This is a genomic window from Microcoleus sp. N3A4 (genome assembly GCF_036701805.1).
Lineage (GTDB): Bacteria > Cyanobacteriota > Cyanobacteriia > Cyanobacteriales > Microcoleaceae > Microcoleus.
Window position 1 is genome coordinate 38,444 of record NZ_JAUBRJ010000058.1, and the last position, 13,175, is coordinate 51,618.

The 13,175-nt window shown below is 50.0% G+C and carries 8 protein-coding genes and 1 pseudogene; 5 read left to right on the top strand and 4 right to left on the bottom strand.

The window, feature by feature from the left end:
• Positions 1-133: 133 nt before the first annotated feature.
• Both QUA56_RS26725 and QUA56_RS26730 read right to left on the bottom strand, forming a co-directional pair.
• Positions 134-889, bottom strand: coding sequence for a DUF561 domain-containing protein (locus QUA56_RS26725; protein WP_333363989.1), 756 nt, complete (start codon positions 887-889; stop codon positions 134-136).
• Between the two features lie 203 nt (positions 890-1,092).
• Positions 1,093-1,903, bottom strand: a pseudogene (locus QUA56_RS26730) (creatininase family protein).
• 187 nt (positions 1,904-2,090) lie between these two features.
• Between QUA56_RS26730 and QUA56_RS26735 the strand changes: the two are divergent.
• Positions 2,091-7,436 (top strand): PAS domain S-box protein, encoded by a 5,346-nt coding sequence (locus QUA56_RS26735; protein ID WP_333363992.1) that lies wholly within the window; start codon positions 2,091-2,093, stop codon positions 7,434-7,436.
• A 412-nt stretch (positions 7,437-7,848) separates the two neighbouring features.
• On the opposite strand, the gene QUA56_RS26740 is transcribed toward QUA56_RS26735, so the two are convergent.
• Complete coding sequence (locus QUA56_RS26740) at positions 7,849-8,160, bottom strand: WGxxGxxG family protein (RefSeq protein ID WP_333363995.1); 312 nt, start codon at positions 8,158-8,160, stop codon at positions 7,849-7,851.
• A gap of 373 nt (positions 8,161-8,533) precedes the next feature.
• Between QUA56_RS26740 and QUA56_RS26745 the strand changes: the two genes are divergently transcribed.
• From QUA56_RS26745 to QUA56_RS26755, 3 genes are all read left to right on the top strand, one after another.
• Positions 8,534-9,724 carry a transposase gene (locus QUA56_RS26745; RefSeq protein WP_333363998.1) on the top strand — a complete coding sequence of 397 codons (1,191 nt, stop codon included), beginning with the start codon at positions 8,534-8,536 and terminating at the stop codon, positions 9,722-9,724.
• A 126-nt stretch (positions 9,725-9,850) separates the two neighbouring features.
• Entirely contained in the window at positions 9,851-10,495 is a 645-nt protein-coding gene (locus QUA56_RS26750; RefSeq protein ID WP_333364001.1) for a hypothetical protein, read from the top strand.
• A 20-nt stretch (positions 10,496-10,515) separates the two neighbouring features.
• Positions 10,516-11,259: a pentapeptide repeat-containing protein gene (locus QUA56_RS26755; RefSeq protein ID WP_333364003.1), complete on the top strand. Its 744-nt coding sequence runs from the start codon at positions 10,516-10,518 to the stop codon at positions 11,257-11,259.
• Positions 11,260-11,713: 454 nt separating this feature from the next.
• On the opposite strand, the gene QUA56_RS26760 is transcribed toward QUA56_RS26755, so the two are convergent.
• Positions 11,714-12,241: a hypothetical protein gene (locus tag QUA56_RS26760; RefSeq protein ID WP_333364007.1), complete on the bottom strand. Its 528-nt coding sequence runs from the start codon at positions 12,239-12,241 to the stop codon at positions 11,714-11,716.
• A gap of 84 nt (positions 12,242-12,325) precedes the next feature.
• Here QUA56_RS26760 and pyrE point away from each other — a divergent pair, with 84 nt between their 5' ends.
• Positions 12,326-12,919, top strand: coding sequence for an orotate phosphoribosyltransferase (pyrE, locus tag QUA56_RS26765; protein ID WP_333364010.1), 594 nt, complete (start codon positions 12,326-12,328; stop codon positions 12,917-12,919).
• Positions 12,920-13,175 lie beyond the last annotated feature (256 nt).

The following is a 13,175-nucleotide window of genomic DNA, read 5'->3' on the forward strand; positions in this document are numbered from 1 at the left end:
TTCTTCGTTCTTCCTTCTTCGTTCTTCCTTCTTCGTTCTTCGTTCTTCGTTCTTCCTTCTTCGTTCTTCCTTCTTCGTTCTTCGTTCTTCGTTCTTCCTTCTTCGTTCTTCCTTCTTCGTTCTTCCTTCTTAATTAAATTGAAGCAGCAAAGTGCGATCGCGAAACCAAAGCCAAAGCTTCAACCAAACTGCGAACAGCCGCGATCATCGCCACTTCGCTATTAAGTTGACTGACAGCAGAACCGACACCAATACCCGCAGCGCCGGCTCCAATAGCGAGGGGTGCGGTGACGCTGGAGATGCCGGAAGCGCAGAGTACGGGGACTGATACGGCGCGGGAAATTTCAAAGGCTGCGGCCAAAGTAGGCGCTGCTTTTTCAATTAATCCCAAGGTGCCGGCGTGAATTGGTTGGGCGCTGGTGCCGCCTTCGGTTTGGATGATGTTAGCCCCAGCTTTGACTAATTCTGTTGCTAATTGCACTTGTTTGTCGAGTGCCAAAATGTGGGGAACTGTCACAGAAAGAGTGATGGTCGGAAATAGCGATCGAGTTTCGCGAGTCAACTGCAAAACTTCCTCAGCTTCAAAGCGGCGGCCTACTGCGTAGAAAGCATCAAAGTTGCCAATTTCAATCAAATCAGCGCCAGCTTCTACCGCAGGCACAAATTTTTCCGGTTCCACAGCCGATACACAAATTGGCAAATTTGTCAACTGTTTTGCCATCAATACCAAATCTCGATCGGCAGCAATATCGATAAAAGAAGCACCGCCGAGATCCGCTGCTTTGACGACAGCCGCAACGTTCGCTGCATCAAAATTATTTAAACCGCTGATAATTTTCAGGGCGCGACCTTGCTCAAATGCGCGCTGCAATTTAGAATTTACACTCATCGTTAGTTTTCCAACTCAAAAAATTTCTTAGACTTATTTTGACACGGATTAGAACTATTTTTGATTTTTAATTCTTAATTTTTAATTACCTCACGGCTGTCGAAATTTGTGCATATCTTTGATAACTTGTACCCAGCCGTCATTCGATTTTAGATTTTGGATTTTGGATTGACCCCACGGATCGAGTCGGGGGCTTGAGGATTTTAGATTTTGGATTGATTCCACGGATAAATCGCGTGGCGGGTACCATCAAGAAACTCGCTTGTCAGAGAGAGATTCGAGAATACGCGATCGCCCTTTTCTTTCGCCGCCGCCGTCGCATCGCCCAACACACCACTTTCAGTCAACTCTCGCGTCAGCCAAGCAAAAGGCAAATTCCCTTCCATACTCAGCAAACTGTCGATCGGCAATTTTTTCGGATCTTCTGTAACAGCCCGTTCCATTTTCACCGATCGCGGCAAAATTGACAACATCAAACTCGTTTCTGCATCACCCGCGTGAATCCCAAACTCCAACTCCTTCGCAGTCAATAATTCAGCAGCAACATTCGGAACGCGCCAAACAAACAGTCAGCGGACAAACCGAAAAAAGTTGATATTTTTGATGAATGTCCCGCGCCGCCATTTCCATCACTTGCGGCTGTCCGCCGCGATCGTTCATTAACACTAATTTCCGAAATCCTGCTCGGTAAATAGTGTCAGCAATTTCGCCAATTACTGCTAAAAGTGTGGAAGCACTGAGCATAATTGTACCGGAAAAATGCCAGTGCTCATTCGAGCCATAGTAAAGAGTTGGCAAAGCATAAGCGGGAATATTTGCATCTAACTAAGCCAGCGCTTTGCCAGTCACCGCCGCGCTAATTGCCGCACCTACAATTAAATGCAAATGGAGGCCGTGCTGTTCATCGCACCTAGCGACTGAATTATCACAGTATTTTCCCGATCCAGCATTGACGGAATTTCTGTCCGAGTCAGATAGGGGAAAAAAGCGCGATTCAGGAATAAAATTGTGCATATTGCGGCCGCCAGAGAAAAGGCAACCAAGGCCATCAACTAGCCTGAAAACTAAAAAGTAATTCCCAAGATACAGCGCATATTCTGTCTGTCGGTAGATTATAATATAATATAGCAAATGTTTCAAATGCGCGCTGATGTACGCTCGCCAGCTCATACCGAAAGACAGACCTAGAGACCACTAATTGATGGAAGCTTGGCAAACCCCAAAAACTAATTTAACCGACATTCCGATCGCCGATGAACTGTCGCGCCGCATTTCTCGATCGCCCGATTTGAAAGCTGAAAACCGGGCGCTGCAAACGCTGGCCCGACAACTGGCAACCTCGCCCCACACGTTGCTCAAAACCCTGGTTGCCACCGCTCGAGATTTGTGCGACGCAGGCAGCGTCGGAGTCTGCTTGCTAGAAGAAAATGCCACATCAAAACAAATCTGTCGCTGGGTGGCATTGGCGGGCGCGTGGGAAGCCGCAGAACACACAAATACACCCCGCACATTGCGTTGGTCGGGAGCTGGTCTCGATCGCCAAACTCCCCAGCTTTACTTCGCTCCAGAACAATACTTCACCGACTTGCAGCAGCTAGAATTGCCGGTCGCCGAAGCTTTAGTCGTGCCGCTGCTGGCAGAAAATCAACCGCTGGGTGCAATATGGATTGTATCTCACGATTCCGATCGCCAGTTCGATGCCGAAGACTTGCGGATCGCGCTCGCCCTAGCAGACTTTGCCGTTGCCGCCGTAAAAATCGATCGCGCCGATCGAACCAAACAAGCTTTGTTCGATCGCGAAGAACGCTGGCAACTAGCCTTGCAGGGCAACAACGACGGCATTTGGGATTGCAACCTGAAAACAAATTGCTATGTAGCGAGCGATCGCTTTTTAGAGATATTGGAACGCGAGCCCGAAGAAGTCAAGGACTTCAGCCAATATTTGAGCTGCATTCATCCCGATGATTTGGAGAGCGTGCACAGCAATTGGCAGCAGCACTTGCACCGAAAAACCTCACATTACTGCTGCGAGTACCGCATCCGCTGTCGGGACGGGCGCTACAAATGGGTTTTAGCCAGAGGGCGAGCAATTTGGGACGAATCAGGCAATCCCGTGCGGGCCGCGGGTTCCCTCACAGATATCACCGATCGCAAACAAACTGAAATTGCCTTAAAACAAAGCGAAGAACGTTTGAGCGTCGCCATCGAAGGCTCAGGCATGGCAACCTGGGATTTAGACGTGCGAACAAATCGAGTAATTTGGTCGGCGACCCATTTCAGCATTTTGGGCGGAGAACAGACACCGGGCGGCGAAACAACCTTCGCTGCGTGGCAAAACTGCGTGCATCCAGACGACTTAAAGCAAGTCCTGGAGGCAATAGAAACAGCTCGGCAAACCCGATCGCTCTACTCCCCCGAATACCGCATCGTCCGGGCCGGCGGAGAAATCCGCTGGGTGAGCGCGTTCGGGCGCTATCTCTACGACGGCGCAGGCGAAGCAGTGCGGTTTATCGGAGTATTATTTGATGCTACCGATCGCAAAATGGCCGAACTCGCGCTGCAGGAGAGCGAGCAAACCGTGCGCCGTCAACTTCTAGAGATAGAGTGGCTCTACCAAACAACTCCCGTGGGTTTGGCCGTTTTAGACACAGATTTGCGGTACGTGCGGCTCAACCAGCGGTTAGCCCAAATCAACGGCTTGTCCGTGGAAACGCACATCGGCCGGACGGTGCGCGAAATAGTCCCCGACTTCGCAGACACAGCCGAAGCTGTGTTCCGCAGCCTTCTCGAAACCGGAGAACCGATGCGGAATTGTGAAATCAGCGGTGAAACCAAAGATCGACCCGGTGTTGTGCGGACTTGGCTCGTGAATTGGTGGCCGCTCAAAGACACGGGCGGGGAGATTGTCGGGATTAATGTCGCGGTACAGGAAATTACCGATCGCAAAATGGCCGAACTCGCCTTGCAAGAAAGCAACAACCGCTTTCAGTTAGCTACAAGGGCGATCGACGGCATGGTGTTTGAGTGGGATTTCGCATCGAACTCAGTTTACCGTTCCGAGGGACTGTCCTCGATCGTCGGTGTCTGCCCAGAGGACGCACCGACAGAACCAGAGTGGTGGAGAGAACGCATCCATCCCCTCGATTGGGCGCGCATCCAAGCCGGAGCGGACTCAATCTTAAGTGCCGATCGCTACGAAATCGAGTACCGAGTCCGGCACCAAGACGGGCGCTGGATCGATGTTTGGGAGCGCGGCTGTTCGATCCGCAACCAGCAAGGTGAAGCGACCAAAATAGTCGGCTTCACCAGCGACGTTACCAAGCGCAAACAAACAGAAGCAGCACTGCGCGATCGCGAAACCCACCTGCAGTTGATTCTAGACAGCGCCAAAGACTACGCCATCTTCACCCTCGACACCGGCGGACACCTTACCAGTTGGAACGCCGGCGCCCAGAGATTGCTGGGCTATACCGAAGCTGAAATCGTCGGCCAGCACGGACGCATCATCTTCACCCCAGAAGACTCCGCTGCCCGAAAGCCGGAAGCAGAAATGCACAGCGCCCTGACTCAGGGAAAAGGAGAAAACGAGCGCTGGCACCTCCGCAAAGATGGCAGCCGCTTGTGGGGCAGCGGGCTGGTGATGCCCCTGCGCGACGCAGCCGGCGAGGTGCAAGGTTTCCTGAAAATCATGCAGGACAAAACCGAGCGCCGGCAAATAGAAGAAGCACTGCGGCAAAGCGAAAATCGCTACCGCACCATCGCCGATGGCGTCCCGCAATTAATGTGGATCAACACCGCCGACGGCAGGTTAGAGTTTTGCAACCAACACTGGAAAAGCTACACGGGCATGATGCCAGAATTTCCGCTGGCTGCGCCGGTGCTGCACTTATTTCATCCTGACGATCTGCCAACAGTTGTCGCCACGCGCACCAAGGCGATTGAAGCAGGGGAATCCTACGAATTTGAGTGTCGGGTGCTGCGGTTTGACAGCACCTACCGCTGGCATTTAGCGCGACTTGTACCCCTCAAAGACGCGAAGGGACAGGTGGTGCAATGGGCCGGGATCGGCATTGATATTGACGATCGCAAACGAGCCGAAGAAAGCTTAGCAGAAAGCGACCGCCGCTTCCGCTTCCTAGCTGAGTCGCTGCCCCACCTGATTTGGAACGTAGACTCCGCCGGAGAAATTCGTTTTACGAATCAACAAAAATGGTTGGAATATCTGGGAATGTCTTACGAGGAAGCCGTTCGCAACAATTGGGAGTCCCTGGTGCCGCCGTCCGATGCAGCACAAGCTTTTGCCCGCTGGCAAGAGTGTCAAGTCACCGGAGAAGTTTATCAACTTGAGCTCCGCCTGCGGCGGGCCGCAGACCAAATGGAACGCTGGCATTTGTCCCGCGCCGTCCCATTTCGCGGCGCGGGAGGCGAAATTGTCGAGTGGATCGGCACGAACACCGATATTCACGATCGCAAAAGGGCCCAACTGAACGAGCAGTTTCTCTCTGAGCTCGAAGTCCGCTTGCGGCAGCGCTCTAACCCCGCAGAAATGTTGTGGGAAGCGATGAACAGTCTGGGAGAGTATTTAAAGGCCGATCGCTGCATATGGAACGAAATCGATGTAGAAGCCGGCCTGGCAATTGCCCAGCAAGACTGGCACCAGTCCGACCTGGCCAGCATCACCGGCACCTATCAAATCTCAGACTTTAAGACGGCAGAACTGAAAACTCTCTCTATGGCAGGTCAAACACTTGTCATCTCAGATATCGCTAATGACCCGCATACAGCGCATGCGGTCGATAGCTACGATGCCCTTTGCATGCGCGCTTTGGTCGATGTTCCCTGCCTTCAGGAAGGGCGCTGGGTGGCTCTTTTGGTGGTGACATCAAAGGCGGTTCGGCACTGGCGGGCCGATGAAGTTTCGCTGATGCAAGAAGTGGTGGCTCGCCTCTGGCCTGCGATCCTGCACGCGCGAGCCATGCAGGATCTGCACGAAAGCGAGGCTCGGTTCCGCGCTCTAGCTGACAACATCGCCCAGTTTGCCTGGATGACAGATGCCACCGGCTGGATTTTCTGGTACAACCAGCGCTGGTTTGACTACACGGGGACAACCCTAGAGGAAATGCAGGGCTGGGGCTGGCAGCAGGTTCACCACCCGGAACACGTCGATCGGGTTGTCGAAAAATTTAGGCGCTGCATTGAAACAGGCGAAGCCTGGGAAGATACTTTCCCCTTGCGCGGCAAAGACGGATCGTACCGCTGGTTTCTCTCCCGCGCCGTGCCGATTCGCGACGAGCAAAACAAGCTGCTGCGCTGGTGCGGCACCAACACTGACATTACCGATCGCCTCCTGGCAGAAGCGGAACGGGAACGCCTTCTAGCCGGGGAAAAGGCAGCGCGGGAAGAAGCAGAACACGCTAACCGCGTCAAAGACGAATTTTTGGCTGTTTTGTCCCACGAATTGCGGACTCCCTTAAACCCAATTGTGGGCTGGGCGAAGCTGCTGCGATCGAACAGTCTGACACCCCAAAAGCAGCTTTATGCCTTAGAGACGATCGAGCGCAACGCCAAATTGCAAACCCAGCTTATCGAAGATTTGCTAGACGTGTCGCGGATTATGCAAGGCAAAGTCAGCTTGAATATTGTACCTGTGGATTTAGCCGGGGCGATCGACGCGGCCATTGAAACGATGCGTCTGGCGGCGGAAGTCAAGTCGATTCAAATATGCACTCAATTTACACCGAATCTCAACCCAGTGTTGGGCGATGCGGGCCGACTTCAGCAGGTAGTCTGGAATTTGCTGTCAAATGCCGTCAAGTTCACCTCGCCCGGAGGCAAAATCGAAGTCGCTCTCGATCGGGTTGACACCAACGCCCAAATTACTGTAACTGATACTGGAAAAGGCATCGAACCTGGTTTTCTGCCCTATGTATTCGACTACTTCCGGCAAGCTGACAGCACGATCGCGCGCAAGTTTGGCGGATTGGGTTTAGGATTGGCGATCGTCCGCCATCTCGTCGAACTCCACGGCGGCACGGTGAAATCGGACAGTGGAGGCGAAGGACAAGGCGCGACATTTACCGTCAGGATACCCCTGATGCCCGTACAACCTCAGAGAAGTCCTGCGGCGATTGCGCCGGAGCAATCCTTCAATTTGAGCGGTATCAAGGTGTTAGCGGTTGATGATGATGCCGATGCGCTAGATTTGGTGGTTTTTGTGCTTGAGGATTGCGGGGCAAGCGTTACAGCCGTTTCTAACGCCGCCGATGCCTTGGCGGTTTTAACTCAGTCTCTGCCGGATTTGCTGTTGAGCGATATTGGAATGCCCGACACCGACGGTTATATGTTGCTGCGGCAAGTTCGGGCTCTGGCGCCAGAGCAAGGGGGACTGGTTCCGGCGATCGCCCTCACCGCTTATGCTGGAGAAATTAACTATCAGCAGGCGCTGGCTGCTGGGTTTCAGCGGCACATTCCTAAGCCTTTAGACCCCGACAAGTTGGTGCAGGCGATGTTGGATTTGCTCGATCGAGCGGGCGAAAACTTTTTTTAAACTGTTCTTGTATTCGTAAAAATATTTATTTAACGAACCGCGAAGACGCGAAGGACGCGAAGGAAGAAAGGATGAAGAAAAGAAGCAATAAATAATATCGTTTCCGGTTGCATCGGAATCATAAAATCGAGTCAACAGTCAACCGATTTTAGATTTTAGATTTTAGATTTTTAACAGTCAACAGTCAACAGTCAACCGATTTTAGATTTTAGATTTTAGATTTTTAACAGTCAACAGTTAACAGTCAACAGTCAACAATCGCGGACGGTGTAACCGGAATTGATATAACATAGGTTCGCATCATGTCAAACAAAAAAACCTCACAGGTGGAGGTTTTTTGATGATTTTTGGATATCGGACAGGTTAAAACATCCTGTCCCTGCATCATGCCCACAACCCTAATACTGGAGCATTAGCGCAAGTCTGTACGCACGGCGGGCTCGCGATCGCTCGTTGTAGTGGTATAGCGAACATTTTCTTCGCGTTTGCGGGGAATCAAACCTAACAAACCCGACAAGCCGAGCAATCCCAACCATCCCCAATCAAAATCGCGATCGGCATCAGCATTGTAGACATCGGAGCGAGGAGTGGTGGTGGTGGTAGTGCTGTTAGTACCGGGAGCTGTATTTGTCTGAGCTGAGGCTGGCAGATTACCTGGTACAATTGCTAAACCTGCAGCTATAATTCCTGCACCGATTGCTTTGGACAAATCAGAACGTTTCATAATTCAAATGCTCTCTGTTGGCAAAAATCTTTAACTATCACCACTATATCGATCGGCTTTTAAAGTTAAATCCACCTCTAGCAGTAAACATTGCTAAGTTCCACCTATTACTACAGATTGATATCAATTTTTTAGCAGGCGCACGAAATTAAAAAATGCTCGCGGAGGCACTCCGGCACTAGAAATCGCGGGCCTGGCACCTCACTAGGTTGTGAGGCACTCCGGCACTCCCGACAACAGACAAGGTGTTGTTGACAAAAAAAATGGGATACAAGCCTCCCCCTTCTAGGGGGACTTTCGGTTCGGAATCTCTCAAGCAAGGTTTTTGAATAAACAGCACCGCATTTATTCAGGCTGGTTATACAATGGTTGTATGTTAAATCTCACCTACGAGTACAAGCTCATTCCTACCGATACGCAACGCCAGACTTTCGACCAGTGGCTCAATATTTGTCGCAAGGTCTACAACTTTGCATTGCGAGAACGAAAAGATTGGGTTAATTCTCGTAAGTGTGATATCAACTCGTGCAGCATTAAACAGGAATACATTATCCCTGCTGATACACCGCGTCCAACCTTTGCCCGCCAATGCAAATCATTAGCCCAAGCAAAGAAGTTAATTCCTGAGTTGAAACTGCCTCACACCCATGTCTTGCAGCAGGCGTTGCGCCAATTAGAGGCAGCGTTTGTGGGGATGTGGGAACGAGGACACGGTTTTCCTAGATTCAAAAAGCGGATGCGCTCATTTGTGTTCCCTCAATTGAATCTAGAATCAGTTAAACGGTTTGAGGATGCCGATTGGGTCAACCTACCCAAGATTGGCCCCGTAAAAATGCACCTGTCACGTCCAATCCCTCAAGGGTTTGATGTCAAGCAAATTCGCGTTATTAAAAGGGCTTCTGGCTACTATGCCATGCTCACTTTGCAATGTGATGTCGAAGTGCCTCAAGCCTCACCTCCAGGGCATGGATTAGGGATTGATTTAGGGTTAAAACATTTTTTGGCAACTTCTGATGGTGAATTGATTGATAGACCTCGATTCTTTGTGGATGGACAACGCAAGTTGAAATCACTGCAACGTCAACTGAAAGGCAAGAAAAAAGGTTCTAGGAAGTTTCGTCAAATTCATCACCGAATAGCCAAGCACTACGAATACATCTCGAACAGTCGCAAAGACTTTCATTTCAAGACGGCTCATCATTTATGCGACGCAGCCCAAACAGTATTTGCTGAGGACTTGAACCTCAAAGCAATGTCAGCCGGAATGCTGAGCAAGCACACGCTTGATGCAGGGTTTGGTCAGTTCCTGAATATCTTGGGTCATGTTTGCTTTAAGCGAGGTGCATACTTCGCAAAAGTAGACCCGAATGGAACAAGTCAAACTTGTCCAAGATGTCAAACTCATACAGGCAAAAAAGAACTATCCGAACGGGTACATAGATGTCAAACCTGTGGCTATGAAACGAATCGAGATGTTGCAGCCGCGCAAGTGGTGTTGCAGCGTGGATATACAGCGGTTGGGCAAATCGCAGTGAATTTTGGGGAGGGCAAGCTACGTGAGTAGTCCCAATGAACCAAGAATCCTCGTGCCTTCGGGCCGAGGAGTTGTCAAAAAAAAAGGTAAACTCAGATATTGCACAAACAATTGCACAGACAACAGTTGGAACTCGATCGACGGAGATAAAAACTTTTGGGAATAGAGCTACGCAGCTACGTATTTCTAGACAATTTGCAGCCGCAGCACGCAGCATACATCGGCACCATCGCCGCCGGATTCTTGCCGCTGCCGGGGGATGCGTCGCTGTGGATAGAAATCTCGCCCGGTATCGAAATTAACCGAATTACCGATGTCGCCTTAAAATCAGCCTCCGTGCGCCCCGGAGTGCAGATAGTCGAACGCTTGTACGGCCTTCTGGAAGTACACTCGAGTCAGCAGGGGGAAACGCGGGCCGCAGGCAAAGCAATTCTAGAATTCATGGGAGTCCGCAGAGAAGAAGGTATCAAACCGCGAGTGATTTCCAGTCAAATTATTCGCAACATTGACCCCCACCAAACACAATTAATTAACCGCACCCGCCGCGGACAGTTGCTGCTGGCGGGACAAACGCTTTACGTCTTAGAAGTAGAACCGGCGGCCTATGCAGCGCTGGCGGCCAATGAAGCAGAAAAAGGCGCATCTATTAACATCTTAGAAGTTCAGGCTGTCGGTAGTTTCGGACGGCTTTACCTAGGCGGCGCAGAACGAGATATTATAGCAGGCTCCCAGGCAGCAATTGCGGCGGTGGAAAGCGTGGCTGGTCGGGAAAATCCAGCAATTTTTGGCCGCAAGGAATAGCCGTTAAAGGAGATGTAATTATGGCAAACACACAGCATTTAGCGCTCCTGAAAAAAGGTGCAGTTGCTTGGATTGAATGGAGAAAGCTCAACCCGAATCTAGAACCGGATCTCAGCGAAGCTAACCTCGCCGAAGCAAATCTCAGAGGTGCGTATCTTTGGCGGTCTAACCTTTTTAAAGCAGACTTGTTTAAGGCTAAATTAATTGCGGCAAACCTCGCCGAATCCAACCTCAGTTTAGCAAATCTTGCCGGAGCACAACTGCTCGAAACTAATTTAATTAAAGCCAATTTAACTGGAACTAACCTCCGAGCGGCCGACCTCAGAGGATCTGATTTGAGCGGTGCTAATTTAATTGGGGCGGACATTAGCGGTGCCAATCTCCAACAAACCGATTTAGGAGATGCAAATTTAATCGGTGCGGTGATGTTTCGAGTTAATGCGATGGGCGCAAACTTCAACTGTGCTAATCTCAGTCAAGCCAATCTCCCTCAAGCCGAATTGATTGAAGCACATTGTTATGCAGCCAATTTCTCTAAAGCTAACCTCGGAGAAGCTCACTTCACTGGAGCATATCTTTTCAGGGCAAATCTCTGTTTTGCGGAGTTGAGCGCTGCCGATTTTCGGTGGGCAAACCTCGGCAAAGCTGATTTGAGAGGGGCGAATTTGACCGGGGCAAATCTCAGAGGAGCGAACTTGGCGGGAGCTAATCTGGGCGAAGCTCTTTTGAAAAGAACAATCATGCCTGACGGCAGCATTGTTTGATAAAGATTGGATAATACAGCATATTCCAGGTTCATGAAGTACACTTTTCAGCTATATTGTGTGATACGTGTTAAGTAGTAGGACACAATTAATTACACAAAAGTTGGGCTACAAGCCTTGTCTAGTAAAAAATTAGCAAAAAATCAGTGTGTAATTAATTCTGTCCAATTACTTATGTAGGGTGCGTCGCTGCGGAGCCGATTCAATGAAACTTGCAGATTGACGGTTGGCGACGCACCTTACTTACTAAAAGATTTTGTGTACCACATATACATGGAATATGCTGTATTTATGCTTGTAAAATAACCGCGATAGTTAAAAAAGCCAGTTGCACGTTGTTTACCGAAAGAATTGCCAAAACATGAAATTTTGGGGCGGGTTCAGACTTTCTCTCTAATACAAATCCGAGATTTAGTAAACCCGCCTAGGCTCAAAACTCGTAACTGTCGATCGACTAATTTTTGCCGGCCGGCGATACTTGATAAAGTCCTCTGACGGGCCCTGGATCGGTCGGTGAATCTTGCTGCTGTCTTGGAAGTGTAAACTGATCTTGGAGTCCGGCGGGAGTGGCGAAACAGCCGCTGGGTTGAGGTGCTAGCTGGCAAGCTGGAGGCAGTGCCATGACTGAGGCATCGAAGGGATTGACGGCATCTGGGACGCGGAGAATCGGATCGCTGGAAACTTGCCGCTGCATTACTCGTCGGTAGAAGCCGTTGACGCGACTGGCATCCCTCTCGATTTCTTTTTCGGGAAAGGCAACGACGCCGCTCGGGGAACCGATGCCTAAATAGTCGCCCAAGTAACCTTGCAAGCTGACGTTGTGGTAAAAGTCTCCTGAAGCTTGAAAAAATTGTCGGTTGAAGTCGTCGGCAATTGGGTGAAATCGCTCTGTTTGTGCTTGAGCTGGTTTGACGGATGCCAGTGCGGCAGAGGCGACAGCGAGAATCAACGCGCCGCTCAGGCTTTTTAACTTTTGACTCATATATTTGGGCCTCCTTAATTAATTCCGATTCCAATATAAACTGATTATCGGCGGATTATTTGTGTTTTTTACACGGTGTGAGTTATGAATGCTGCGGATTTAAAAGTGTTGCGCGATCGACTTCTAGATTTGTTGTGCGAGTTTGCTTATCGCGAAGGCGATTTTGTGCTGTCTTCAGGGCAGAAAAGTTCTTATTACATTAACTGCAAACCGGTGACGCTGCACGCTGAAGGTGCTTTGGCAACGGGACGTTTGCTGTTGTCGATGCTGTCGTCGGACGTGCAAGCGGTGGGCGGTTTGACTTTGGGTGCTGACCCGATTGTAACTGCTGTGAGCGTGGTTTCGGCTTTGGAAGGCCGATCGATTCCGGCGCTAATTGTCAGAAAGGAGACGAAGGGACACGGGACAATGGCGTATATTGAGGGGCCGCTGTTGCCAGAGGGGACAAATGTGGCGGTTTTGGAGGATGTGGTGACGACGGGCAAGTCGGCGATGCAGGCGGTGGAACGGTTGCGGGGTGCTGGTTATAAAGTCGATCGCCTGTTGTCGCTGATTGACAGGGAGCAAGGTGGAGGGGAATTATATCGCGAGGCGGGATTGGATTTTCAAGCCGTTTTTACCATTCAGGATCTTAAGGAATGGCGATCGCGCATCGCTGACTCAGAAAAATCCCCCTAACTTCTGCCTCCAAAAATAGGAAAAAGCGCAACTTTAGTCGCTACTGCTAAATAGTAGTGATTAAAGTCCCTGTTACGAAAAGCTAATTACCTCTTCTCTGATAGATTTTTTGGCTCTCCTGAACTTGTGGTTATAATTTTATCTAATCAGAGAAGCAAGCTAATACGCGATTTCTAAAATTATGGTTCTTCCTTACTTACTATGCTAAATCAATAGCTAAATCAGTGAAAATATCTGAACAAATATATAGAAAAGT

Bases quoted from the DNA above. Each gene is read 5' to 3' on its own strand.
- QUA56_RS26755 (WP_333364003.1), top strand. From the start codon at position 10,516: ATGGCAAACACACAGCATTTAGCGCTCCTGAAAAAAGGTGCAGTTGCT.
- QUA56_RS26740 (WP_333363995.1), bottom strand. From the start codon at position 8,160: ATGAAACGTTCTGATTTGTCCAAAGCAATCGGTGCAGGAATTATAGCT.
- QUA56_RS26725 (WP_333363989.1), bottom strand. From the start codon at position 889: ATGAGTGTAAATTCTAAATTGCAGCGCGCATTTGAGCAAGGTCGCGCC.
- QUA56_RS26760 (WP_333364007.1), bottom strand. From the start codon at position 12,241: ATGAGTCAAAAGTTAAAAAGCCTGAGCGGCGCGTTGATTCTCGCTGTC.
- QUA56_RS26745 (WP_333363998.1), top strand. From the start codon at position 8,534: ATGTTAAATCTCACCTACGAGTACAAGCTCATTCCTACCGATACGCAA.
- QUA56_RS26735 (WP_333363992.1), top strand. From the start codon at position 2,091: ATGGAAGCTTGGCAAACCCCAAAAACTAATTTAACCGACATTCCGATC.
- pyrE (WP_333364010.1), top strand. From the start codon at position 12,326: ATGAATGCTGCGGATTTAAAAGTGTTGCGCGATCGACTTCTAGATTTG.